This is a genomic window from Streptococcus sp. E24BD, from assembly GCF_041807825.1.
In the GTDB taxonomy this organism is placed as follows: Bacteria; Bacillota; Bacilli; order Lactobacillales; family Streptococcaceae; genus Streptococcus; species Streptococcus entericus.
The window spans coordinates 1-24,089 of the sequence record NZ_JBGTZB010000009.1 but is presented as its reverse complement, the minus strand read 5'-3'; the positions used below and the strand labels follow the sequence as shown (position 1 = coordinate 24,089).

Here is a 24,089-nt window from a genome sequence, read left to right as displayed (position 1 = left end):
CCTCCCTGATAGCCAGCAAACACAAGCAAACTGGGCTATTCCAAGAAATCCTTGATACTTGTAATCACTTTAATCGGTGCCTTGAAGACCTTGGCAGAAGTCGTTGCTGTCTTTTTGACAAGCGTCACCGGCAAGACTGCCGTTTGCTTGACAAGCTGAAGGGAGCGGTCTGCTGGACTGCCTTCCATTGTCAGAGAATACTTGTACTGGCGACAGGCTGCTTTAGCGATAATCGCATCAAGGTAGAAGCTATAGACAGCTTTGCCGAATTGCTGAGCTGAGATAGCGTTTAGTTTTTGAGTTAAATGCTTCTGTGTCATCTCTGGCGTGCTGACAAGTGCATCAATAATCGCAGCAGGCAAATCCCTCGCATCGTAGTAGAGTGTGCCAAACATCTTGTCTGTGATGAGGTCATCAAGATAAGGATTGCCGTGAGCGATGACTGGTTTACCAGAAGCCAAGGCTTCCGTATAAGTTAGCCCCTGTGTCTCACTAGTCGAAGCTGAGATAAAAAAGTCACAAGCCTTATAATACAAAGCAACCTGATTATGGTCAATCATGCCAGTAAAAATCACCGATGCCTCTAAACCTAGTTGGGTCGTCAGTTGCTTGAGGGTTGTCAGGTAAGGCCCATCTCCAACCACAACCAGCTTAACATGCGGGTACTCGCTTAACACCTCTGGCAAACTAGCTAGGATAGCCTGAATATTTTTTTCAGAAGAAATACGAGACAGGCTTAAAAGCATGGTGTCGTTCGGCTGAAACCCTAAATCCTGTCGCAAGCGGTCAACATCTTCTTGTGAAATGTCGTCGCGAACAAACTGATCCAGTTGAATGCCTGTAGGAATCGTCCGCTTCACAGGCTTAACCTCATAGCCCTCTAAAAGATTGGTGACGATACGACTTGGACAAATGATACCGTCCAAATTATTGAGATAGCCTCTAACGATATATTTGACCATCCCGGGGCGAATAATCTTGCCCTTGGCAATATAGTCAACGTAGTCCTCATACTGGGTATGGTAAGTATGAACGACAGGAATCCGCAGGGCTTTGCCAATCAATTTCCCAAGGTTACCCATCCCAAACTCCGTCTGGGTATGAATAATGTCTAGTTGGTAGGCCTTGGCAATGCGATAAGATGTCATCAACCCGCGATAGACCACACGACGATCCATGAAGGACACAAAAGGTACACTGGGCAGACGAATAATCGTCGGATCCTCGTAGCGACCGACTGCCTTATCTGTTGTCGTAAAGATATAAACCTCATGCCCTAGTTCTTCCAACTCTTCTTTTAGGGTCCGAATACTGGTCGCAACACCAGAAACCTGAGGAAAATAAGTGTCTGTAAACAAACCGATACGCATAACCTCTCCTTTATAGAGGTCAATCTGTAAAATCTAAGACCTCTTGATAAACTGCTTTTAACGCTTCACCGATACGATTGATGGCGCGGGACTGAGCGACAGCATAACCTGCCTCTCTTTTGTCTGTTTTTCCTGATAGAATAGCTGTCAACGCATCCACAAAGCCGTCCACATCTGATGCTAAATGAACCGCTTGGTGATCAGCCCACCCCTTGTAAACAGGGATGTCTCTCAAAACAGTATGCTGGCGACTAGCTAAAGCCTCCAAGACAACAATCCCTTCCGTCTCCTCCTTACTTGGGAAGAAAAACGCATCACTCCCGGTCATCGCGCCTTCAAAGATATCTCCTTTGATGTAACCTGCGAACGTCACATTTTCTGGGTGATGTTTTTCGACAATCCGTCTGACTGACCAAGGGATTACCCACTTGTTGGTCTCTCCGAACCAGATAAAACGAACATGTGGCAATCGCTCTGCCACTTTGACAAAGTCCTCAATCCCCTTACGTTTGAAGTAAAGACCTGCACACATCACCACAGGCTGGTCATCTGTCAAACCAAAATACTGACGAAAAGCTGCTTCCTTAGCAGGATCTGCTTGGTAGCGAGCAAGGTCAATCCCATTGGACACGGCATAAATCGGACGAGTAATCCCATAACGCTCAATCAAAGACTTGGAATAGGTTGTCGGCGTGATAATGGCATCAGCTTTCTGATAAAACTGGCAGAGATACCACTTGAATAGAGGACTGACCAGGTTTGAACCGATAAAAGAATCCCGAAAATCCTCCTCTGTCGAGTGCCCATGCATGATGACCTTCTTTCCAGCCCCTTGGGCACGAGCCATCAACAACCAGCTCTTGTAACCATAGGTATTGATGTGCACCAAATCATAAGAATCTTCCGGATTTTTGGTATAAGGCACACCAGCCAAATCCAGCGCGCGCTCTTGGTGCTTGATGGCACGACCAATACCTGACTTTCTGAGGTAGTGTTCGGCTTCCAAGTAAAGTAAAACATTCATAACTGTCATTATACCTCATTTAAGGTATTTTTTCACCAATTAGCCTGAAAAAACTCTCGAAAAGACCTTACAAACTTGTTCGTTTACGGAGAAATAGCAGAGCTTTTCAGCTGCGTCACACTCATTTTAGAAGATGGCAAATTATTTTTGAGGTTTGTCTTGACATGTGTATTATTTTTATATATAATCAATTTATATATAAAAATTTTATACAAGGAGGTGACAGGATGTATTTTCCAACATCAGCCACAGTCATCGAATTCTTGATTCTGGCGATTGTGTCAGACCATGATTCTTATGGTTACGACATCAGTCAGACAATCAAGCTGATTGCCAACATCAAGGAGTCGACTCTCTACCCGATTTTGAAACGCTTGGTTCAAGAGCGATACCTGACGACCTACTCTCAGGAACATCAGGGACGGACGAGGAAATACTACTCCATAACCCCAAACGGAAGGGAACAACTTGTCTATCTGAAAGCAGAGTGGCAGCTCTACACAAGCAAGATAGACGACATCATCGAAGGGAGATTGACACATGACAAGAACTGAATACCTCAAGCAGCTCGACAGCCACTTACGCAAGCTACCCCAGGCAGATTACGAGGAGGCCATGGCTTACTTTACCGAGTACTTTGCAGAAGCAGGCGAGGAAAATGAAGCCTTGGTGATGGCAGAACTGGGTACACCCAAAGAGGCCGCCAGGGACTTGATTAACAACATCTTGGATAAAAAGGTCATGGAAGACCGCTACCCACCACGCACCAAGCGGCAGATGATTTGGCTGATTATCCTAGCTATCTTTGCCGTTCCTGTTGGAATTCCTGTTATTTTGATCATTTTAGCCCTATTAGCTGCCCTTGTCGTTCTCTTTTTTAGCCTGATGGTGGCTGGTGCATCATTTTGCCTAGCCCTTTTCATCGGTGCAGGGATCTTCCTCTGGGATGCCCTGGCCTATCTTGGGCAGGGGCAACTTTTCGCCTTCGGTTTTGGTGGCGGTCTAGCCATGCTGGGCAGCGCCTTGCTCTTGGCACTTTTGGTTTATGTCTTTGGCAAGTGGACTGCTCATGGTCTTAAAACCTTGGTCAAATGGATTATCAAGAAAGGACAACGCGCATGAAAAAGATTACCCTTAAAAGTCTCTTTATCTTCGGCTTTGCTAGTCTGATTATCGGACTGGTTATGGTATTCAGTAGCTTGCTGACAGGTGGTTTTGACCAATTACGCCAGCTCAACCAACCTGTGACAGTCACCAAAACTTACACAGACTTAAAGAGCATCGATATCACTGCTACGAACAAATACATTGACGTCTACCCTTCTGATGACGATAAGATTCACCTGACCTACCATTACTGGGAAGATGAGGAAAATACCAAGGCGAATCTCTCTGATGCCAATGGTAAACTCAGCCTCTCTGACCACGGCGAACAGGAGGAGAAGATTATTCTCCAAGGTGGGCTCAACGTCATCAGTAAAATCACGAACAGCATCAATCGTGAAAATGGTAAAATCTCCCTCGCCTTGCCTAAAGGCATAACACTTGATGAGTTACGCATCGCAACCCACGGTAGCCTCTTTATCAGAGATGCGCACATTAAATCTCTTGATGTCCCTTATTCTCATTTGGATGCCCAGCAACTGACTGTTGACAAAGGGCATATCAACAACGGGACATTCTATGATAGCCACCTCAAAAACATCACCAGTGATAATTATTATTCCTTGCATTTTAACAAAACGACCCTAGATGGTGCTACCATCACCTATAACAGCGACTTTTCTGCTCAAGATAGCATCATCAAAAATAGTACCATCAAGGGAGAATATGCCCCGATGCAACTTAAAAACACGACCCTGGACAACAGCAAGATGACATTTTCGGCAGCTTCGATTTCTGCTGAAAACCTAACTGTTCTGGGTGATGTGACGATGACCACATCAGAGTATCTCGTTGACATCAGCTTATCTGAAACCAGCAAAAACAACATTGACCTAGACCTCACAACCAGCGAGTACGGTCAGCTGACCTTGGACCCTAGTCTGAAAGACATCACGGACAATGACCAAAAAGCCACTCGTAGCCGAGCAGGTAACAAAAACAAGCTAACCATTATCAATGACCATGCAGACATCAAATTGAGATAAAATCAGTCATCATCTGCCTGGCTATCACAAAGCTCTATCTTCTGTCAGAAAACAGTAACAGCAGAAGATGGAGCTTTTTTGTACCAAAAAGCGCAGAGCACATCCGGTAATTCGTCAGAACTCGCCCTCTCCTATCGACTATATAGGAGCGGGCTAAGCCTGGGACAGAGGTTCTAATTTCTCCCTCTTGGTAATTATTAACTAAGTAAGACGTAGAGGTTGAGCGCTCTAATACGCTGGGGTCATCAGCTTTTACAGCCCTGATCAGACGACATCAGCACCTTAAGGAGGAAAATCGAATGCTGCCTTTGTCATTCAAAATCATAAAAATAGCACCCCAACAGTTAGGTGTTGTATCCAACTGTTGGGGCACCATTTACTTTTGTCTCCGTCTCGTCCTTTTATCCTCATCAAGCAATAAGACGTGGTAACTATGAGCAATCCTTGACTGGTTCTGACAGCACTAGACTTGTCCTTGTTGTTCATTGAGAACTCTAAGACCGATAAAACACTACTGGTTGCTTAGGGTCCCCTTCACCTGCCAAATTATCCTTACGGCTGAACAAGCCTTAAACATTGCTGTTGCCTCCTAAGCCATACCGTTTAGAAGTAAGGAACGACCGATGGGTTAACATCCCTTATCTATCTCAGGTAAAATAGGGCTAACAGCAGGGCACTGAGACCAAGAAGAGCTAGCAAAGCCTGCTGCTTTTGTTTTTTAGAAAAAGCATACGGGTCGACACGGTTTGGCAAGATAACGGCACACAGGGCACCACCAATCGCACCCCCTAAATGTCCCCAGATGTTAATACTTGGCATAAAGAGGTTAAACAACAAGTTCACAACAATCAGGGTTTGAAAGCTCCGTCCCATCTGTTTAAGCAAGAGATTATTCCCAAAATATCCCATAATAGCCACCCCTGCAAAGATACCAAAGATAGACGATGAGGCGCCTGCTGATAGGACTTGAGGGGCTAAAGCGATGGTCAATAAACCACCAAAAACGCCTGACACCAAAAACAATAGGATATAATCTCGTTTCGACCAGACCTGCTCTGCTATTTTACCGACGATGTAGAGGCTAAAACCGTTCATCAACAGGTGCTGCAAGCCAATATGAACAAAGTTACTGGATATTATCCGCCACCACTGGCTACTGTCTACGCGAATCAAGGCGCCAAATAACCCACCAAAGGTCAAAATAGCGGTGTTGCTGGTCGCGTAAAAGGGAAAGACAAGGTTCATCACTAGATAAACCGCCACCATCATCACTAACAGTCCAGCTGTTATCGGGTAGTCTCTATAAAATTCACGGATTTGTCTCACTATAAATCAACTCCTTTACTGCTATATCGTGGGGCTCAGGTGTAAAATGGCAGAGCTGCTTTTCATAAACCGTCGCCAAGGTCATGCCCTCATAGTCTGCCAAGTAGCGGTCATAAAAACCGCCACCATAGCCGATACGATAGCCTTGACGATTAAAAAGTAGCCCAGGCACATGAATGAGGTCAATCTCAGACTTATCAACCACATCATGAGACATCGGTGATAAAATCCCCAAAGCACCTTCTGTCAGCTCATCTGAACAGTAGGGAACAAAGACCATCTCTACGTCACCGACAAGTTTCGGGACAACCACCTGTTTACCGTCTGACAGCGCACGATCAATGAAGGGAGCCGTCTGCCATTCATGGGGGAGGGATAGATAGGTTGCCACTGTCTGAGCCTGACAATAGGCATCGTGCTTAAGCAAGCTCTCCAACAGACCTTGGTCAACAAGGGCTTTTGCCTTAGGCGACCAAGCTCTAAGCCACGCCAAAATCTCCTGTCGCCGTTTCTTTTTTGTCATGTCTCTATCATAGCAGATTTTCCAATTTTTGGATAATCTTTGCTACCTTAAGCCGGTTTAAGGTTTTTTTAAGGTTTCGGATCTATAATAAAATCTTTCCTAAAACTACCAATTTCCCAAAGTGATGAGTGATAGCTAACCCCTATTACTCTCTTTTTCATAAATCTCCTAAAGTTAAGTTTTCAACAACTTAACACACCCCTTTTTAAAAGCAGCCATTCGGCTGATTTTTTTATGTCAACAAAATCACAGGTTCTATGCCAAATAAGCAATTTCTCTAAAAACGGCTGACAAAAAACACTTGCCACATCAAAATAGATGACAAGTGTTTTCTTTATCTAGTGACGTCGTCAACTAGTTGAGGCAGCTGTTCAAAAAATGTCCGACTTGCTCTACCGCAAAAGCAATAGCTCGCTCATCTGGGCTCATTTTGGGATGGTGAAGAGGATACGGGGTGTCCACGCCCAACCAGAACATGACCCCAGGAACTTTATGGAGTAGGTAGCCAAAGTCTTCACCCGTCATGGCTGGCGGGCAGTCAATCAAATTGACCCCTTCTGCCTTCTCAAAAAACGCCATCAGGTTTTTGGTCAAGTCTGGGTGATTTTCCACAGGCAGATAACCGCCTTGGTTGAGCTCGATGTCCACCGTCATGTCAAAAGACTGGGCGACACCCTGTGCTAACTGCCGCACCCGCTCCTGCATGAGCAGGCTATTCTCTTGGGTCAAGCTACGGATGGTGCCATGCAGAAAAGCCGTATCGGCGATGACATTGTTGGTCGTGCCAGCTGTCATGTGCCCAAAAGTCACCACGCCTCCCTTAATCGGGTCAACGTTACGGCTGACGACTGTCTGGACTTGGGTGACAAAGTAACTAGCCGCCACCAAGGCATCCTTGGTCTCGTGAGGAAAGGCAGCGTGTCCCCCCTTGCCTCTAAAGGTAATTTTCACCTCACAAGTACCTGCAAAGAGAGTGCCAGCGTTAGTCGCAATGTCACCAACCTTCATGTCTGGTCTGACATGAAGGGCGTAAAACTCATCTGGCAACCACTCACCAAACGCTCCATCATCATACATGAGCTTGGCACCCGCCAAATTCTCCTCAGCTGGCTGAAAGAGGAAGAGCATGTTGTTCTTGGGTTGCTGCTCTGCTATTTTTTCCAAAAGTCCCAAGGCAATGGTCATGTGGACATCGTGTCCACAGGCGTGCATCCGCCCCTCGTGCTGACTGGCAAAGTCTAGTCCCGTCTCCTTAACGATCGGTAGCCCGTCCATATCTGTCCGCCAGCCGATGGTTTTCTTAGGCGCATAGCCCCGCACAAAGACCAAAACCCCTGTCTGCCACAATTTTTGGTCGATGTACGGCTTGTTGAGCTGGCGTATCTGCTCCAGCAGATAGCTCTGTGTCATCTTCTCCTCCAAGCCCAGCTCAGGTATCTGATGGAGGTCACGGCGAATGGTTACTAAATCAAGTGTCATTTTTTATTCCTCTAGTCAAAGAGACCGACAAGCGGTCTCTGTCTTATAGTGTACGCAAGGCTTCTTCTAAAGCTGTTTTTTGTTGGGTTTTTTCATCAATTTCCTTGATGATGCGAGCTGGAACACCTGCTACCACGACATTTTCTGGGACATCTTGGGTGACGATGGCTCCTGCCGCAACGACAGAACCACTGCCAATCTGTACCCCTTCAATCACCACAGCATTGGCACCGACAAGGACATTGTCTCCGACACGAACAGGCTGGGCAGAGGCAGGCTCAATCACGCCTGCAAGGACAGCGCCCGCACCGATGTGGCTATTTTTTCCAACAGTCGCACGCCCTCCTAAGATTGCGCCCATATCAATCATGGTCCCTTCACCAATCTCAGCTCCAATGTTGATAACCGCCCCCATCATGATGACAGCATTGTCTCCGATGGTCACTTGGTCACGGATGATCGCACCTGGCTCGATACGGGCATTAATGGCCTTTTTATCCAGCAAAGGCACTGCTGAGTTACGGGAGTCATTTTCCACGACATAGTCACGGTTGGCAACCAGACCAGAGAGCAAGGGCTCAATCTCCTGCCAATCACCAAAGAGGACATTGCCTAGCTTGGTCACACTGGCTGGGACTTCTCCCGCTAGCGTCCCTTCAAAGGTGACCTTGACTGGAGTGACTTTCTTGGCTTGAGCGATAAATTGAATGATTTCTTGTGCAGACATCTTGGTTGCGGACATGATAACTCTCCATTTCGTTTTTTACCATTATAGCAGATTTTTCTAAAAGCACCAGCAAAAACGACCTCAAAGAGATCGTTTTTGACCAAGCTGTCTAAAGTGTTTAACGATGTTGACGACGATGAACCAAGCCAAGGCTTATTGAATTAGACGGAACAGATTGAGACACTTGACTACTCGTCAGTTTTCCTTAGTATCCAAGACGATGGTCACTGGTCCATCGTTGACGAGGCTGACCTGCATATCCGCTCCGAAAAGGCCTATTTTGACAGGAACATGTTGGGCAAGTTCGGCGTTGAACTGGTCATAGAGTTGGCTAGCTAGCTCTGGCTGTGCTGCTCCTGTGAAAGCTGGGCGATTGCCTTTTTTGGTCTGTGCAAAGAGGGTAAACTGTGAGACAGAAAGAACCTCGCCCTTGATGTCTTGGACGGACCGATTCATTTTGCCTGCCTCGTCAGCAAAAAGTCGCATGTTGGCGATTTTTCGCACAGCGTAGGCGATGTCTGCGGTGGTATCATCTGGAGCAATCCCAACCAACAGGAGCAGACCTTGCCCGATAGCTGCTCTGCTATGTCCCTCAATCGCCACCGAAGCAGTTGCCACGCGTTGAATAACAATTTTCATGTCCCCTCCTTAACCGTTGGTGCGTTTGACGGAGTAGACGTCTGGCACCATCTTGATTTTATCTGCCACAGTAGTTAGGGTGGCGAGGTTTGGAATGCCAAACTTGATATGAACGTTGACGAACTTCATGTCCTTGGTCGGCTGGGCGTTGACCGCCATCAGGGTCTTGGTGGCATTGTTGAGAATTTGCAGGATATCGTTGAGAATGCCTGGGCGATTGAAGCCGTAGATGTCAATGTCAGCCACATAGTCCTTGCTGGTATTGGTGTCGTCCCATTCCACCTCAATCAGGCGCTCTTCATACCCCTCCTGTCCCTTGATGTTGTTGCAGTCGGAGCGATGGATGGCAACGCCACGCCCTTTGGTGATATAACCCTCAATAATATCACCTGGCACGGGATTACAGCACTTGGCGATCCGCATAAGGAGACCTGATGCGCCTTGGATGATGACACCGTTCTCGCTCTTGACCTTTAGGACGTCACGTTTGGTTTCATGCTTGACTTCGCCGCCCTTGACCAGCTCCTCAGCTTCAGCTCTGGCTCTGGCTTTTTCTTCCTCACGGCGCTCTTTTTCGGTCAATTTATTAAAAACAGCGACAGCTGAAATTTCTCCAAAACCAACAGCAGCATAGAGGGTCTCCTCGTTACGATAGTTGAGCCGTGGCAAAATCTCATCAATATGCTTTTTATCCAGGTATTTATTGGGCACATAGCCGTTGTCCTGCAAGGTGGTCACCAGCATCTCGCGCCCTTTGTTGATGGATTGTTCCTTATCTTGGTTTTTGAAAAACTGCCTAATCTTGTTTCTGGCCTTGTTGGTTTTGACCATCTTTAGCCAGTCGCGACTAGGACCAAAGGAACTCTTATTGGTGACAATCTCGACCACGTCACCTGTTTTTAATTTATGGGTCAAGGGCACCATTTTCCCATTGACCTTAGCCCCGATGGCTTTTTCTCCAACTTCTGTGTGAATATCGTAGGCAAAGTCAATGGGACCAGAGTCCTTAGGCAGTTCACGCACCGCCCCATTTGGTGTGTAGACATAGATGCGCTCCGAGAAGATGTCTTCTTTGACAAAATCAACAAATTCCTTGGCATCACTGGCCTGACTTTGAAATTCGGATAATTGCTTAATCCAGTTGATGCCGATAGCGGTTTCTTTGGTGTCGACCTTGTTGGTCATCCCTTTTTTATAGGCCCAGTGGGCAGCAACCCCGTACTCCGCCACGCGGTGCATTTCCTTGGTTCGGATTTGCACTTCAATAGGACCCGTCGGCCCATAAACTGTTGTATGGATGGACTGGTAACCATTGGCCTTGGGCGCAGCCACATAATCCTTAAACCGACCCGGCATAGGCCGCCAGAGTTCATGAATATAGCCTAGCATGGCGTAGACATCGCTGGTCGTCTCCATCAAACACCGGATGGCAATCAGGTCAAAAATCTGATCAAACCGCTTTTTCTTGTCATGCATCTTGCGGTAGATGGAGTAGATGTGTTTTGGGCGCCCATAGATTTTGCCTTGAAGCCCTTGTTCGCTGGTGTAGTCTTGGATTTTTTGGACGATTTGCTCGACCTGCTCTTCACGCTCCTTGCGTTTCTCGTTCATCAGGTGCTTGATTTTGTAAAATTCTGGCTCGTTAAGGTAGCGAAAAGCCAAATCTTCCAACTCCCACTTGATGCGACTAATCCCCAAACGATGAGCAAGCGGAGCGTAAATTTCCATGGTTTCTCGGGAAATCCGCTCCTGCTTATCTGGTCTCAAGTGTTTAAGGGTCTTCATATTATGCAAACGGTCTGCCAACTTGACCAAAATCACTCGCAAGTCTTTTGACATGGCAATCAACATCTTACGGTGGTTTTCTGCCAGTTGCTCCTCGTGAGATTTGTACTCAACCTTACCTAGCTTGGTGACGCCATCAACGATGCTAGCAACCTCCTGACCGAACTGCTCTGCCATATCCTCAAGGGTAATGTCAGTGTCCTCGACCACATCGTGGAGGAAACCGCAGGCAACGGTGACGGCATCCAACTTGAGGTCCGCTAAAATGCCAGCCACTTCGATAGGGTGGTTATAGTAAGGCTCTCCAGATTGGCGGAACTGCCCGTCATGAGCTTTTTCCCCGTACCGATAGGCTTTTTCGACCAAAGCAATCTCCTCTGGTCCCATATAGGTCTTAATTTGATTAAGGACACTTTGTCCTTTGTTATCCTTGTTTGCCATCACGCACCCTCTCTCTTTCTAAACGTTGTTCTTGTTCGTAAATCAGCTGTCCGATAACTGCTGCCAAATCATCCAGCTGATAAGCCCTTGCCAGAGGGAGATAGACCGTTCTTGTCTCCTCAAGTTTCTCTGCTTGCTCAGGTTTTTCATGCCTGATAGGGTTTGTAGGTTGTGGATACGGTCAGCCAGTTTAACAATTAGCACCCGTTTGTCGACATCTGTTGCCTGTTTAATCTTGTCGATGGTGCAGGTCTTACAGCAACTGAACTTCGTCACTCCATCAACGATAAAGGCCACCTCATCACCAAAGTTCTGACGAATTTGTGCCAACGTATAGTCCGTGTCTTCAACCACATCATGAAGCAGGGCTGCCACTACCGTCACCGCATCATGTTCTTTATCCGCTAAAAAACAAGCCACTGCCAGGAGTGACTAAAATAAGCCGTCACCCCATCATCTCGTGTCTGTTTGACATGTGCCTCATTGCTGATATGCAGTGCCAACAAGACCTTGCCGACTTCCCAAAAATTGAGATAAGTGTTAACCTGCTTCAACAAATAAACTTCTTTGTGGTGGTTTAGCACAATTACTCCTCTTTCAAACTTGTTTTTCCTTCTATTTTACCTGTTTCTCAAAAAAAGTGCAAAGACTTGACCGATTTTTAATGCTAACCCTAAAACTTCTAACAAGGCTTTAAAATCCGTCAATATTCTGTTTTCAACCGTTATCAATTAAACATATTGCCAATTTTATCTTATTCGTGTATAATAATCTTACCGTTTTTGAAAAGGAGATTGAAAATGTCTAAATACTACCGCACAAAAACTGCTGTGCTTTTAGCTACTCTTTTAGCTACTGCCAGCACAAGCCTTGTCAAGGCTGGGGAAAATCAGCCAACAAACCCTGAACAGAACAATACGGTTAATGCAACGCTAAATCAACCATCAACACAGACGGATGATCAAGCAGCAGCTTCATCAACCAGCACCGCTCCTCAAAATGCAGAAACAGCTGCTGCCGCAACGAACGGTAAGGAGTTTATCGCACCAGTTGAAGGGCAAACTGTTGATGTTCGCATCCTGTCTACGACTGACCTCCACACCAACTTAGTCAACTATGACTACTACCAAGATAAGCCATCTCAAAACCTTGGATTAGCTAAAACCGCTGTGCTTATTGAGGAAGCCAAAGCAGAGAATAGCAACGTTGTTCTTGTTGATAACGGTGACACCATCCAAGGAACACCGCTGGGGACTTATAAGTCTACCGTTGACCCTATCGAAGCTGGCGAGCAACACCCAATGTACAAGGCGCTAACTGCTCTTGGTTTTGACGCCGGAACACTTGGGAACCACGAGTTCAACTATGGTTTAGATTATTTGGACAAGGTTGTAGCGACTGCTGGTATGCCTCTGGTAAACGCTAATGTCCTAGACGCACAAACCCACCAGCCACTCTATGACACGCACAAGATTCTCACCAAAACGTTCACAGACAAACAAGGAAATCCTGTTAGCTTAAACATTGGTATCACAGGCATCACACCGCCTCAAATCCTCAACTGGGACAAATCTCACTTGGAGGGCAAGGTCATCGTTCGTGACGCTGTTGAAGCTCTGGAAGAACTTGTTCCAAAAATCAGGCAAGCAGGCGCTGATATTGTACTGGTACTCTCCCATTCAGGTATCGGTGATGATGTCTATGACAAGGGAGAAGAAAATGTTGGCTATCAAATCGCAGGCATTTCTGGGGTTGATGCCGTTGTGACAGGGCATTCTCACGCAGAGTTCCCAGCAGGAGGCAAGGGGTTCTACAGCCGTTATCCTGGTGTCGATGACGTTAACGGTTTAATTAACGGCACTCCAGTTACCATGGCAGGTAAATATGGTGACCACCTCGGTGTCATCGACCTCAACCTCACCTACACTAATGGCAAATGGCAAACAAATACTGCCAAAGGCGCTATTCGGAAAATCGACACCAAATCGGAAAATGTTAACGCACAAATCTTAGCTATTGCCAAGGAAGCACACGAGGGAACAGTCGGCTATGTTCGCCAACAAGTTGGCACAACAACAGCACCGATTACAAGCTATTTCGCCTTGGTCAAAGATGACCCATCTATCCAAATCGTTAATAACGCCCAAATTTGGTATGCTAAACAAGAGCTGGCAGGAACACTAGAAGCTAATCTCCCAATTTTATCTGCCGCAGCCCCATTCAAAGCTGGAGGTCGGAATTTTAGTGATGTGACCAATTACACTGATATCCCTGCTGGTCCTATCGCTATCAAAAACGTGGCTGATCTCTACCTCTATGACAACGTGACTGCTATCTTAAAATTGACAGGCGCTGATATTAAAGAATGGCTAGAGATGTCAGCTGGGCAGTTCAACCAGATTGACCCAAGCAGCAAAGACCCTCAATACCTTGTCAACGCAGGCTATCGCACTTATAACTTTGATGTAATTGATGGATTGACCTATCGCTATGACATCACACAACCAGCCAAATACGACCGCAACGGTAAGCTGATTAATGCAGATGCTAGTCGTCTCCGTGATGTCTCTTATCAAGGACAACCGCTAGATGAGCAGCAAGAATTTATCGTGGTGACCAACAACTACCGTGCTAACGGCAACTTCCCTGGCGTGGTCAAGGCAACCCTCAATAAACTGCTCAATTTAGAGAATCGCCAAGCCATTATCAACTACATCATTTCTGAAAAGACAATCAACCCATCGGCTGATAATAACTGGGGCTTTACCGACAGCATCAAAGGGCTGGATGTTCGCTTCCTCTCTGCCGATAGTGCTAAAAACCTAGTGACTAATGCCAAGGACATTACTTATCTCAATCCAGCCGATAAGAATGACGGCTTTGGTGAATTCCGTCTGGTTTATATCGAACCAAAACCACAGCCAAAACCAAATCAGGAACAAGAGGCTAATAATCCATCTATTCCTGACAACAAGCGGCAACTGGATGACATCGAGCGACAAGAGATTCGTGCGATTGTTACCAAGGCCTTTAATGCACCTCAAGCACAGGCAACCCAAACAAGCACCTCTGCTCAGCAATTACCAAAAACAGGCGATAGCAACACCGCCTTGCTAAGCTTGTTAGGGGTACAGATTTTGGGAAGCCTTGGCCTACTAGCCCGCCGGCCTAAGCAGGACTAAGAACTCGTAAAAACGACAAGAAGATTCTTTCTTGCCGTTTTTATGTTATACTATTTTAGTAGGAGGTTAGGGGCATGACAAAGCCGATTTTACTGAAATTTCTGCGTGAGCTCTTGCTGGGATATTGTTTGCTGTCTCTGGTTGCTCTGGGAATTATACTTGTGCATGGTGAGCCTAGTTTTCACTTCAATCGACCACTGGGCGGTGGAATTTGGATGATAGCTATCCTCAGGCATCTCCCTTATAAGGGCTGGGGTAAGTTTTGGCTTGGACTTGGGGTGCCAATTTTAGTTGCTTGGCTATGGCTTGCCTTTTTTCCACAGGGGCTGATGGTCTCGCGTGTTCAGCTTATCGGGCTTAGTCTAGCTTATCTAGTAACTGGTGGACTCTGTCATGTTTACTTGCAGAAAGGAAGAAAAAATAATGACTAAACGAATTGCCTTAATAATCGCTCGTGAGGTTTTTCTGGGAACGTCTCTATCACTCTGTCTCATCGCCCTCTTGATGGTCGCCAGAGGAGACGAGAGTTATTTACTGCGTTTCTTGTTCAGTACAATTTTCTTGGTAACAGCTGCTTTCAGACATAGCACCTATACAAACTGGAAAAAATTAGGGCTAATCATTTTACCCATTATGGCTTTAGAATTTATCTGGTTTTCCTTAACCTCTGGCTTAGTCATGACCTTGGGACAGGTGCTTCTATACGGTCTGGTACGGGCTGGTCTAGGGCTGCTCTGTCCACTGGGGTCTTCGGACGAACTCCTAAGGGTAAGAGCCCTATCTCTGGTCTCACAGGCTCGGTAGAAGTCCCTCTAGTCACTAATCACTCGTTTCAAGAAACTGGACTTATCGTCCATCTGCTCTGCTATTTTCCCAAAAAGAAAGGATACCTATGACAACTATCGACTACATCACACAACTGACCGCTATCCCATCGCCGACAGGGTTTACGCGCCACATCATGGACTGGGTGCAAACCGAGGTCGAGGGGATGGGCTATGCAGCAACTCGAACACCAAAGGACGGGCTGCTCGTCACCATCAAGGGGGCAAATAATGACAAGCACCGCCTCTTGACGGCTCACCTCGACACGTTAGGCGCTATGGTACGGGCCATCAAACCTGACGGTCGCCTGAAAATAGCCCTAGTCGGTGGCTTTACCTACAACGCTATCGAGGGTGAAAACTGTACCATTCATGTGGCGAAAACTGGTCGTCAAATATCAGGTACAATCCTGCTCCACCAGACCAGTGTCCATGTCTATCGTGACGCTGGTAAGCTGGAACGTCAGCAGGACAACATGGAAATTCGACTGGACGAGAAGGCGAGAACGGCTGAGGAGACACGGGCTCTTGGTATTGAGGTGGGTGATTTTATTTCTTTCGATCCACGAACGGTGGTGACAGAGACCGGCTTTATCAAGTCCCGCCATCTGGATGACAAGGTTTCCGCAGCCATTCTTCTCAATTTGCTCAAGACCTACAAGGCTGAACAAGTTGAATTGCCTTATACGACGCATGTTTACTTCTCCTCTTTTGAGGAGGTGGGGCACGGGGCCAACTCAAGCATTCCTGCGAAGACCATCGAGTACATCGCTGTTGATATGGGCGCCATGGGAGATGACCAGCAGACGGACGAATACACGGTCTCTATCTGTGTCAAAGACGCGTCAGGACCTTATCATTACGGGCTGCGCCAGCATTTGGTTGCCCTTGCTGAAAAGGAACAAATTCCCTATAAGCTGGATATCTACCCCTACTACGGTTCGGATGCTTCGGCAGCCATGTCCGCAGGGGCTGAGGTCCGTCACGGGCTTCTAGGAGCTGGTATCGAGTCCAGCCATGCTTACGAGCGTACCCACACCGATTCTATCCAAGCTACCGAACGACTGGTTGATGCCTATCTCAAGAGTGAGATGATTGATTAACATTGCTCAGCCTGCCACTCGATTATCTGACAAGAAAGGATAATCTAATGACCCCTCTTATCCTCATTCGAGGCAACGCTGGTAGTGGAAAAACCACGCTAGCAACCGCCCTCCAACAGCAACTGGGCGAAAATACCCTGCTCCTCTCTCAAGATCTCCTTCGCCGCACCATGCTAAATGCCAAGGACGGCACAAACACGCCGACTATCCCACTCCTCATGAGCTTGCTGGACACAGGCAAAACACTTTGTGACACCATTATCATCGAGGGGATATTTCGCTCCGACTGGTATGCACCAGTCTTTGATAAGATAGCTGAGCAGTTTTCTGACCAACTCCACGCTTATTACTACGATTTACCTTTTGAGGAGACTCTCCGCAGGCACCAGACCCGAGCCAAAGCAGCTGAATTTGGTGAAGAAGCCCTTCGCCGCTGGTGGGTCGACAAGGACTACCTCCCCCAGATACCTGAAACCCTGCTCCCACAAAACCTAAGTTTAGAGGAGGCTGTTCAACTCGTCTTAGCAGAGGTGGCGACAACATCGATTTAGTCATCTGATTGTCTCATCAATTAAGGAAAAAAATGAAACTATTAAAATCAATACTCGCTTTTATTAGCTTTATGGGCTTAGGATTTGTCGGTGGCTGGCTGATTTCAGGTTTTTTACCGACAAGCCGTCAGACCATTGATGTCCCTGCCAGTCAAGGATGGCTACTATTGCCGCTAACAATCATCTGCTTTTTACTGGCTGGTATCTTACAAATTGCCATTCATGAGGCTGGGCATGTCTTTTTTGGTTGGCTGACAGGTTATCGCTTCCTCAGTTATCGCCTGCTCAATCTCCACTGGCAGCGTATTGATGGCAAACTAAAACTCTTTCGCCATAGTCTCGCTGGAACTGCTGGGCAGGCTTTGATGACACCACCTCAACCTGTTGAGGGCAAAATCCCCTATGTCCTCTATAATCTCGGTGGAGGCTTGGCCAACCTCATCACCTTGCCACTCTGCTATGGTCTGACTTATTTCCTTCCTCAATTTGCTCTACTTTGGGACACGCTAGCTTTCTTTGGGTTAATCGGTGCCCTGACAAACTTGATCCCACTGGGCAAGACGTTTCCCAACGATGGCTATAACATCTACTCGATTGCCAAGCACCCGAAAGTCTCGCTCTACTTTTATGCTCAACTGGCCGTTCATGCCAAGATGGCACAAGGCGTGCCCTATCAGGACATGCCAAAAGATCTCTTTCTCATCCCAGAAAAAGAAGACATCACAAATCCCATCATTTTTAGCGCCAGCCTGAACTGGGTCAATCGTCTGATGGCTCTGAATCAGTTTGAGGAGGCACGAGATTATCTGAACAGCTTGGCTATTGCCCAACAGCCCCTCTCTCAGATTTATCAGGTTCTAGGGAAAATCACGCTGAGCTATCTGGAGCTGCTCTGTCAACAGGAGACCCGTGTGTCTTTTGACAAAGAGGAGTGGAAGCTGATTGGCGCTCTGAGCAAATCCCAGCCGATGGTCACCGTCTTTGCCTGTGCCTACCATTCCTTAGTTACTGGCAATGATAAAAAGGCGGAGCAGGCCTTAGCGCAGTTTACTAAACTGGCAAAAACCTACCCCTATCCTGTCGACTATGCCGATGAAGCATCGCGCTAACAACGATTTCAGGCACTAAAGGAAACAAGATAAAAATTCAGCGAACAAATCGCTGAATTTTTTTAGTCTACATAAAGTTTTGATTTATTACTCAACCAGCTATACAGGAGACCGATTAAAATCCCTCCACCGACATAGTTGCCCAGAGCTGCAAAGAGGAAGTTAGATAAGACGCTAAGAACAGTCATCCCCTCAATACCACTTCCAAAAGAGAAGAACGACAAGGAAAAGAGAGAGAAGTTAGCGATCACGTGCTCGTAGCCTAAGAAGGCAAAGATAAAGATAATGAAAATCAGAGCAATCACACGTCCTGCATCATCCTTCATTCGCATAGAAACGAAAACAGCAATATTAACAACCATATTGGCGAAAATACCTTCTACAAACTGGGTCAGGGGAGTTTCTGCCAACTTGGCCACTGCCGCCTCGATTAAATAACTATCGGCTTCCACATGCCCCGCTTGAAATGGTGTGGTCAGAGATAAGAGAAAAGTGATAACAACCGCACCAACAAAGTTAAAGAAGATACAGGTAGCTAGAATTTTGAGGGCCGTTTTGAATGGAATCACCTTACGATGGACAGCTGAGGTCATGTACATCATGTTGGATGTCCCTAGCTCTGCATTCATATAGAGAATCATAACCAAACACCAGCCAAACATCAAGGCATAGCTAAATTTCCCGAGACCGTCAACGATATGATTGAGCTTGTCCGCTGTATAAACTGAAATGGCCAGACCAATTGCCAAGTAAACACTTGCCATAATCGCACGAACGGCGTAGCCCCAGAAATTGGTCTCAATCAAATCAGCCTTTTTCTTAATGCTTTTGTCAATGTTATAAATCAGTGTATCCTGATGTTCTGCCATATTACAGCCCTCGTTTTCTTTATCATTTTTTTCACAATACCTAGTATAGCAAAAATTATGCCAAATAGTAAGCCTTTTTAGCAGAAAAAGAAGAAATTATACTGAAAGCGATTCGCTAAACCATCACGAGAGAAAAATAGGACTTGCTAAGAGAAAATTATTTAGCCTGAGTTTCTAAGCCCTGTCGCAATGCCATTGATGGTCGTATGGATCTGCTTGAGCGCTGTCTCATCCAGCCCCCCTCGTCGGAGACGTTTAATCAACTCGATTTGGACATAATTGAGGACATTGAAGTAAGGGAGGCGGTAGTCTAAACTCGCCTTGAGGAAGGGCAAATCTTCCAACAATTCCTCATGCTGCTCAATCGCTAAAATCATGTCCTTGGTCAACTGCCACTCGTCCAAAATCAGATTGAAGACCTCACGCACCTCAGGAGACTCACACATCTGAGCATACTGGAAGGCGATGTTCATGTTGGATTTGGATAAAACCATGTCAACATTTGACAACAGTGAGTTAAAGAAGGGCCATTTTTGATACATGTCTTGCAGTTTAGACAGATGGCTAGGGTCTTTGTCAATAAAGCGTTTAAAGCTAGAACCAACCCCATACCAACCTGGCAACATGACTCGGTTCTGTGACCAAGAAAAGACCCAAGGAATAGCACGCAAGCCAGAAATATCAGTGATGGTCTTACGCGCCGCAGGACGAGACCCGATATTGAGGCTTGAAACCTCACGAATCGGACTAGCCGCAAAGAAATACTCGTAAAAATGCTCATGTCCAAACACCAAATCACGATAGCTATCGTAACTGTCTGTCACAATCTCGTCCATCGTATCACGGTAATTGTCAATCTGTGTTTCATCCGTAATCATCTGCGTCACCATACGATTCAAGGTCGCAGACAGTAACATTTCCAGGTTGTAGTAGGCAGTGTCTTTATTGCCGTACTTATTGCCGATCACTTCACCTTGCTCAGTGACCCGAATACGATCTTTTATCGACCCAAAGGGTTGTGAGGTGATGGCATCATAGGATGGTCCACCGCCACGACCAACAGTTCCACCGCGACCGTGGAAGAAGGTGATAGCAACCCCGTGAGCATCTCCAATTTGAGTCAGTTCATTTTGCGCCTTGTAGAGCGTCCAACCTGAGGCAAGATAGCCACCATCCTTGTTGGAATCAGAGTAGCCCAACATGATTTCTTGATAGCCCTTGTTTCCTGCAATCCAAGTCTTAGCCACATCTAGGGACAGGTAACGTCGCATGATGTCGCCAGCATTGTCCAAATCCTCGATGGTTTCAAAAAGCGGTACAATCTGAATACGGGCAAAAGCCTTATCGACCAAACCAACTTCTTTTAACAGCACAGCAAGTTCTAGCAAATCCGAGACGCTTTCTGAGTGCGAAATGATGTGTTGTTTAATAATGTCCTCACCCATCTTATCTTTGAGCTCGCGAGCTGTTTGGTAGATGGCTAGTTCCGAAATGAGTAGGTCAGACTTTTCTTGATTGGTCGCAGACAAAAGACGCGGATCGTGTTCCAACTGATAAAGCAAGACCCGACATTTATCCTCCTCAGACAGAGCGGTATAGTCTGACTCGATATTGGCCGAGCGGAGCAGCTCTGCTACGCATGCTTCATTGATTGATGAGTCTTGACGCATATCGATGGAGGCGAGATAAAAGCCAAAAATCTCCACAGCCTGCAAAAGTTCTGAAAAGTCACCGTCTACAAGGGTTACTCCCCCGTGAGCCTGCAGCGATTCTTTCAAAATCACTAAGTCTCGCTGAAAGGCATCAGACGTCTCATAACGCGGCGACGCCTCTCCCTGGTCTAACAAGTAAGCAAGAGTATTGACCAACTTTTTCTCAATATAGGTCAAGGCACGACGGTAAAGTTCTTTTTCACGGAACTCTGATGAGTCTGTCGACAGCTCTGCCATGGCCTGCAAGACGGCGGAAGCCCCCACGTAGTTCGTTGACAGTGAGAAAATTTTGTAAAGGCTGGCGATTTTATCCAAATAATAGTTTAAAATTACCTCGGCTTGTGTTGTGGCAGACAAGCGAAGCGTATCAGCTGTCACAAACGGATTGCCATCACGATCCCCGCCGAGCCACATCCCCATCGTGATCGGCTTAGGGTTATCCAGTTCAATGCCTCTATCAGCTGCCAGTGCCTTGTACTGCCCCACCAGACTAGTGATGGCTTGAATCAATGATTGGTTGTAGTACTCCGTTACATTGCTGATTTCGTTTTTAACCTTGAGCTTTTTCTCTCGGATAATGTCTGACTGCATGATCAGCTCGATATGGCGACGAAGATCAGCTAGCCACTTGTCTTGGTTGACCAAACCTGCTTTGACATCGCGATATTTTCGTAATAACAGATGAATCTGATTGGTCAACCCCAGCATGGTACGACGCTGTACCTGAGTTGGATGTGCTGTTAAAACTGGAACAACATTGACCTGCTCTAAAATCCGTTTGGCATCGTGGTCTGAGGCAACAGCGTCCAAAGTCAGCGACAGTTTCCCCAGATAATCCTGATTGGTATTATTTTGGTAATTGACCTCATAAGCTAAGTCGACATCCTCTGAAATATTGATCAGTAAGGGCAAAATCGAAAAATAACGGGACACAATTTCCATCTGCTGGGTGTCCAAACTAGCCACCTCGGCCTCCAAACCTTGGTAGGCTTGCCGGCGAGACAAGTCTGTCAGGCGTTCAATCACCTCAAACTGCTCATCACCAATCATTCGGCGTGTCACATCCTCCAGCAGTTGCTGCAAAATGGCGACTTCCTCCTGAACAGCAGCCTTATTGTTATTACTTTCGAGTTTCTTGATGGTCATCCGTCGCCTCACTTTCTTGGTTTTGGACATGGCAGAGCTTGCCACTAAGTCTTTTCATTTTACCATATTTTTAGGAAAAAGAGTAGAACTGGGGAAATGATGGATTTTTTGCTATAATAGTCAATGACTAACGATAAAGGAGACAACACAAATGAAACAACATGCCCGTTCAGAATTTCCAGAAAATGAACTCTGGGACTTAACCGCTCTCTACAAAGACCGCGAAGATTTTCTAAACGCGATGGAAAAGACCTTAGAGGACATCAACCTCTTTAGCCGCAACCATCAACACTTGCAAACGGTTGACGAGTTCACCGCTGCTCTGATGGAACTGGAGCAGATTTATATCGCCATCAGCCATATCAGCGCTTATGCCTTCATGCCTCAGACAACGGATTATGGGGCAGAAGAGTTCGCTCAGCTTGCAGCGGCAGGGAGCGAGTTCATGACCAAGGCACGGGTTGCCTTATCCTTCTTTGATACAGCCCTTATGTCCGCTGAGCTGTCAGTCCTAGACGAGCTAGAGAAAAACCCTCAGTTCAGCTCAGCCATTCGCCAAGCAAAACTCCAGAAAAAACATGCTCTAACCCCTGAAGTGGAAAAGGCACTAGCCAATCTGCGCGAGGTTTTTGCTGCCCCTCACGACATCTATACGAAGATGCGGGCAGGCGACTATGCTATGGCAAGTTTCGAGGTTGATGGTAAAACCTATGAGAACAGTTTTGTGCTTTATGAAAACTTTTATCAGAACCATGGCAATGCTGAGGTGCGTGAAAAAGCCTTCCGCTCCTTCTCAGAGGGTCTTCGCAAGCACCAACATGCTGCTGCTGCTGCCTATCTTGCTCAAGTAAAATCCGAAAAACTCGTGGCAGATATGCGTGGCTATGACAGTGTCTTTGACTACCTGCTAGCTGGTCAGGAAGTTGAACGTCAACTGTTTGACCGCCAGATTGACCTGATTATGAATGACTTTGGACCGGTAGCGCAAAAATACCTCAAACATGTCGCTAAGGTTAATGGTTTAGAGAAGATGACCTTTGCGGATTGGAAACTCGACCTTGATAGCGCCCTCAACCCTGAGGTATCTATTGACGACACCTACAATTTAGTGATGAAAGCCTGCGCTCCTTTGACAGAAGAATACACCCGCGAAATCACTCGTTATCAAGAAGAACGCTGGGTTGACTTCGCTGCCAATACCGGTAAGGAATCTGGAGGTTACGCCAACGACCCTTACCGTGTCCATCCTTATATCCTGATGAGTTGGACTGGTCGGATGAGTGATGTCTACACCCTGATTCACGAAATCGGTCACGCTGGTCAGTTTATCTTCTCAGATAACCACCAAAGTTACTTTAACTCTCATATGTCAACTTACTTTGTCGAAGCCCCATCGACGCTTAACGAGCTGTTGCTCAGCGATTATTTGGAAAATCAATTAGATGACCCTCGTCAAAAACGCTTTGCCCTTGCTCACCGCCTAACTGACACTTACTTCCATAACTTTATCACCCATCTTCTTGAGGCAGCTTTCCAACGTCGAGTTTACACCTTGATTGAAGAGGGCAAGACGTTCGGGGCAGAACAGCTGAATGCCATTATGAAAGAGGTCCTAAGCCAGTTCTGGGGAGATGCTATTGACATTGACGATGACGCAGCGCTCACTTGGATGCGTCAAAGCCACTACTACATGGGCTTGTACAGCTATACTTATTCAGCTGGACTTGTCATTTCAACCGCTGGCTACCTCAATATCAAAAACAACCCAAATGGTGCCAAGCAATGGTTGGACTTGCTCAAATCAGGGGGTAGCCAAACACCACTCGACTCCGCCCTGATTATTGGTGCTGATATTTCTACAGATAAACCATTGCGCGACACCATCGCCTTCCTAGACGAGACTGTTGAGCAGATTATGGCTTATTCAGCCCTATTAGGTCAAAGCTAAGCTGATTGTCTCCGAGGCACCGTTTCACAGCCTTAGACACCCCAGTAAACAAAAGAGGCTCTTTGTCAACTGTAGTGGGTTGACCAATTTAACACCGAGAGAGGACAGTTCTTGTCTTCTCTCGTTTTATGTTTATGGCAATGAAAATGCGAGTTTTGTCTTTTCAAAGTTTCTGAAACCA

22 protein-coding genes are annotated in these 24,089 nt (G+C 46.5%); 10 read left to right on the top strand and 12 right to left on the bottom strand.

Annotated elements, in window-relative coordinates; translation table 11 throughout:
- Positions 1-35: 35 nt before the first annotated feature.
- Both ACERC5_RS03305 and ACERC5_RS03300 read right to left on the bottom strand, forming a co-directional pair.
- Positions 36-1,370: a glycosyltransferase family 4 protein gene (locus ACERC5_RS03305; protein WP_373658502.1), complete on the bottom strand. Its 1,335-nt coding sequence runs from the start codon at positions 1,368-1,370 to the stop codon at positions 36-38.
- 19 nt (positions 1,371-1,389) lie between these two features.
- Entirely contained in the window at positions 1,390-2,394 is a 1,005-nt protein-coding gene (locus tag ACERC5_RS03300; RefSeq protein ID WP_373658543.1) for a glycosyltransferase, read from the bottom strand.
- A 227-nt stretch (positions 2,395-2,621) separates the two neighbouring features.
- Here ACERC5_RS03300 and ACERC5_RS03295 point away from each other — a divergent pair, with 227 nt between their 5' ends.
- Genes ACERC5_RS03295 through ACERC5_RS03285 form a run of 3 tightly spaced genes read left to right on the top strand, consistent with a single transcriptional unit; the run spans position 2,622 to position 4,544 of the window.
- The gene (locus ACERC5_RS03295; RefSeq protein ID WP_018368077.1) at positions 2,622-2,948 is read left to right on the top strand and encodes a PadR family transcriptional regulator; all 327 of its coding nucleotides are present in this window, start codon (positions 2,622-2,624) and stop codon (positions 2,946-2,948) included.
- Positions 2,935-3,516: a DUF1700 domain-containing protein gene (locus ACERC5_RS03290; RefSeq protein WP_373658501.1), complete on the top strand. Its 582-nt coding sequence runs from the start codon at positions 2,935-2,937 to the stop codon at positions 3,514-3,516. The genes ACERC5_RS03295 and ACERC5_RS03290 overlap by 14 nt, the downstream gene beginning before the upstream one ends.
- Positions 3,513-4,544 (top strand): DUF4097 family beta strand repeat-containing protein, encoded by a 1,032-nt coding sequence (locus tag ACERC5_RS03285; RefSeq protein ID WP_373658500.1) that lies wholly within the window; start codon positions 3,513-3,515, stop codon positions 4,542-4,544. The genes ACERC5_RS03290 and ACERC5_RS03285 overlap by 4 nt, the downstream gene beginning before the upstream one ends.
- Before the next feature lie 642 nt (positions 4,545-5,186).
- On the opposite strand, the gene ACERC5_RS03280 is transcribed toward ACERC5_RS03285, so the two are convergent.
- The 8 genes from ACERC5_RS03280 to ACERC5_RS03245 form a co-directional block, all read right to left on the bottom strand.
- The gene (locus tag ACERC5_RS03280) at positions 5,187-5,870 is read right to left on the bottom strand and encodes a rhomboid family intramembrane serine protease (protein ID WP_373658499.1); all 684 of its coding nucleotides are present in this window, start codon (positions 5,868-5,870) and stop codon (positions 5,187-5,189) included.
- Positions 5,854-6,393 carry a 5-formyltetrahydrofolate cyclo-ligase gene (locus ACERC5_RS03275; protein ID WP_373658498.1) on the bottom strand — a complete coding sequence of 180 codons (540 nt, stop codon included), beginning with the start codon at positions 6,391-6,393 and terminating at the stop codon, positions 5,854-5,856. Before ACERC5_RS03275 ends, ACERC5_RS03280 begins: the two co-directional genes overlap by 17 nt.
- A 354-nt stretch (positions 6,394-6,747) precedes the next feature.
- On the bottom strand, positions 6,748-7,872 hold the full coding sequence (locus ACERC5_RS03270; protein ID WP_373660157.1) for an N-acetyldiaminopimelate deacetylase: 1,125 nt from the start codon (positions 7,870-7,872) through the stop codon (positions 6,748-6,750).
- A gap of 43 nt (positions 7,873-7,915) precedes the next feature.
- Positions 7,916-8,614, bottom strand: a complete 699-nt coding sequence (gene dapD, locus ACERC5_RS03265) for a 2,3,4,5-tetrahydropyridine-2,6-dicarboxylate N-acetyltransferase (RefSeq protein WP_373658496.1) — start codon at positions 8,612-8,614, stop codon at positions 7,916-7,918.
- Positions 8,615-8,794: 180 nt separating this feature from the next.
- Positions 8,795-9,238, bottom strand: a complete 444-nt coding sequence (gene dtd, locus ACERC5_RS03260) for a D-aminoacyl-tRNA deacylase (protein ID WP_373658495.1) — start codon at positions 9,236-9,238, stop codon at positions 8,795-8,797.
- A 9-nt stretch (positions 9,239-9,247) separates the two neighbouring features.
- A complete protein-coding gene (locus ACERC5_RS03255) occupies positions 9,248-11,464 on the bottom strand; it encodes a bifunctional (p)ppGpp synthetase/guanosine-3',5'-bis(diphosphate) 3'-pyrophosphohydrolase (protein WP_373658493.1) in 2,217 nt (738 codons plus the stop codon).
- A gap of 42 nt (positions 11,465-11,506) precedes the next feature.
- On the bottom strand, positions 11,507-11,884 hold the full coding sequence (locus tag ACERC5_RS03250; RefSeq protein ID WP_373658492.1) for an HD domain-containing protein: 378 nt from the start codon (positions 11,882-11,884) through the stop codon (positions 11,507-11,509).
- Positions 11,869-12,048, bottom strand: coding sequence for a hypothetical protein (locus ACERC5_RS03245; RefSeq protein WP_373658490.1), 180 nt, complete (start codon positions 12,046-12,048; stop codon positions 11,869-11,871). Before ACERC5_RS03245 ends, ACERC5_RS03250 begins: the two co-directional genes overlap by 16 nt.
- 216 nt (positions 12,049-12,264) lie before the next feature.
- Here ACERC5_RS03245 and ACERC5_RS03240 point away from each other — a divergent pair, with 216 nt between their 5' ends.
- The 6 genes from ACERC5_RS03240 (at position 12,265) to ACERC5_RS03215 (ending at position 18,233) form a co-directional block, all read left to right on the top strand.
- Positions 12,265-14,646, top strand: coding sequence for a bifunctional 2',3'-cyclic-nucleotide 2'-phosphodiesterase/3'-nucleotidase (locus ACERC5_RS03240; protein WP_373658488.1), 2,382 nt, complete (start codon positions 12,265-12,267; stop codon positions 14,644-14,646).
- Between the two features lie 74 nt (positions 14,647-14,720).
- A complete protein-coding gene (locus ACERC5_RS03235) occupies positions 14,721-15,077 on the top strand; it encodes a hypothetical protein (RefSeq protein ID WP_373658487.1) in 357 nt (118 codons plus the stop codon).
- The gene (locus ACERC5_RS03230; protein ID WP_373660156.1) at positions 15,070-15,450 is read left to right on the top strand and encodes a hypothetical protein; all 381 of its coding nucleotides are present in this window, start codon (positions 15,070-15,072) and stop codon (positions 15,448-15,450) included. The genes ACERC5_RS03235 and ACERC5_RS03230 overlap by 8 nt, the downstream gene beginning before the upstream one ends.
- Before the next feature lie 88 nt (positions 15,451-15,538).
- Positions 15,539-16,573, top strand: coding sequence for a M42 family metallopeptidase (locus ACERC5_RS03225; RefSeq protein WP_373658485.1), 1,035 nt, complete (start codon positions 15,539-15,541; stop codon positions 16,571-16,573).
- A 47-nt stretch (positions 16,574-16,620) separates the two neighbouring features.
- Positions 16,621-17,124 carry a kinase gene (locus tag ACERC5_RS03220; protein ID WP_373658484.1) on the top strand — a complete coding sequence of 168 codons (504 nt, stop codon included), beginning with the start codon at positions 16,621-16,623 and terminating at the stop codon, positions 17,122-17,124.
- A 32-nt stretch (positions 17,125-17,156) separates the two neighbouring features.
- On the top strand, positions 17,157-18,233 hold the full coding sequence (locus ACERC5_RS03215) for a hypothetical protein (RefSeq protein WP_373660155.1): 1,077 nt from the start codon (positions 17,157-17,159) through the stop codon (positions 18,231-18,233).
- A 62-nt stretch (positions 18,234-18,295) separates the two neighbouring features.
- Here ACERC5_RS03215 and ACERC5_RS03210 read toward each other — a convergent pair whose 3' ends face one another.
- Positions 18,296-19,102, bottom strand: coding sequence for a formate/nitrite transporter family protein (locus tag ACERC5_RS03210; RefSeq protein ID WP_373660154.1), 807 nt, complete (start codon positions 19,100-19,102; stop codon positions 18,296-18,298).
- A gap of 161 nt (positions 19,103-19,263) precedes the next feature.
- Positions 19,264-21,960: a phosphoenolpyruvate carboxylase gene (ppc, locus tag ACERC5_RS03205; protein ID WP_373658542.1), complete on the bottom strand. Its 2,697-nt coding sequence runs from the start codon at positions 21,958-21,960 to the stop codon at positions 19,264-19,266.
- Positions 21,961-22,111: 151 nt separating this feature from the next.
- Here ppc and pepF point away from each other — a divergent pair, with 151 nt between their 5' ends.
- Positions 22,112-23,908: an oligoendopeptidase F gene (pepF, locus tag ACERC5_RS03200; protein ID WP_373658481.1), complete on the top strand. Its 1,797-nt coding sequence runs from the start codon at positions 22,112-22,114 to the stop codon at positions 23,906-23,908.
- The last annotated feature ends 181 nt before the right edge of the window (positions 23,909-24,089 follow it).

What these genes read in the sequence shown, in the direction of transcription:
- ACERC5_RS03215 (WP_373660155.1), top strand. Translation starts at nt 17,157, where the DNA reads ATGAAACTATTAAAATCAATACTCGCTTTTATTAGCTTTATGGGCTTA.
- ACERC5_RS03295 (WP_018368077.1), top strand. Translation starts at nt 2,622, where the DNA reads ATGTATTTTCCAACATCAGCCACAGTCATCGAATTCTTGATTCTGGCG.
- ACERC5_RS03255 (WP_373658493.1), bottom strand. Translation starts at nt 11,464, where the DNA reads ATGGCAAACAAGGATAACAAAGGACAAAGTGTCCTTAATCAAATTAAG.
- ACERC5_RS03220 (WP_373658484.1), top strand. Translation starts at nt 16,621, where the DNA reads ATGACCCCTCTTATCCTCATTCGAGGCAACGCTGGTAGTGGAAAAACC.
- ACERC5_RS03290 (WP_373658501.1), top strand. Translation starts at nt 2,935, where the DNA reads ATGACAAGAACTGAATACCTCAAGCAGCTCGACAGCCACTTACGCAAG.
- pepF (WP_373658481.1), top strand. Translation starts at nt 22,112, where the DNA reads ATGAAACAACATGCCCGTTCAGAATTTCCAGAAAATGAACTCTGGGAC.
- ACERC5_RS03225 (WP_373658485.1), top strand. Translation starts at nt 15,539, where the DNA reads ATGACAACTATCGACTACATCACACAACTGACCGCTATCCCATCGCCG.
- dtd (WP_373658495.1), bottom strand. Translation starts at nt 9,238, where the DNA reads ATGAAAATTGTTATTCAACGCGTGGCAACTGCTTCGGTGGCGATTGAG.
- ACERC5_RS03270 (WP_373660157.1), bottom strand. Translation starts at nt 7,872, where the DNA reads ATGACACTTGATTTAGTAACCATTCGCCGTGACCTCCATCAGATACCT.
- ACERC5_RS03300 (WP_373658543.1), bottom strand. Translation starts at nt 2,394, where the DNA reads ATGAATGTTTTACTTTACTTGGAAGCCGAACACTACCTCAGAAAGTCA.
- ppc (WP_373658542.1), bottom strand. Translation starts at nt 21,960, where the DNA reads ATGACCATCAAGAAACTCGAAAGTAATAACAATAAGGCTGCTGTTCAG.
- ACERC5_RS03285 (WP_373658500.1), top strand. Translation starts at nt 3,513, where the DNA reads ATGAAAAAGATTACCCTTAAAAGTCTCTTTATCTTCGGCTTTGCTAGT.
- ACERC5_RS03305 (WP_373658502.1), bottom strand. Translation starts at nt 1,370, where the DNA reads ATGCGTATCGGTTTGTTTACAGACACTTATTTTCCTCAGGTTTCTGGT.
- ACERC5_RS03240 (WP_373658488.1), top strand. Translation starts at nt 12,265, where the DNA reads ATGTCTAAATACTACCGCACAAAAACTGCTGTGCTTTTAGCTACTCTT.
- ACERC5_RS03230 (WP_373660156.1), top strand. Translation starts at nt 15,070, where the DNA reads ATGACTAAACGAATTGCCTTAATAATCGCTCGTGAGGTTTTTCTGGGA.
- dapD (WP_373658496.1), bottom strand. Translation starts at nt 8,614, where the DNA reads ATGTCCGCAACCAAGATGTCTGCACAAGAAATCATTCAATTTATCGCT.
- ACERC5_RS03210 (WP_373660154.1), bottom strand. Translation starts at nt 19,102, where the DNA reads ATGGCAGAACATCAGGATACACTGATTTATAACATTGACAAAAGCATT.
- ACERC5_RS03275 (WP_373658498.1), bottom strand. Translation starts at nt 6,393, where the DNA reads ATGACAAAAAAGAAACGGCGACAGGAGATTTTGGCGTGGCTTAGAGCT.
- ACERC5_RS03235 (WP_373658487.1), top strand. Translation starts at nt 14,721, where the DNA reads ATGACAAAGCCGATTTTACTGAAATTTCTGCGTGAGCTCTTGCTGGGA.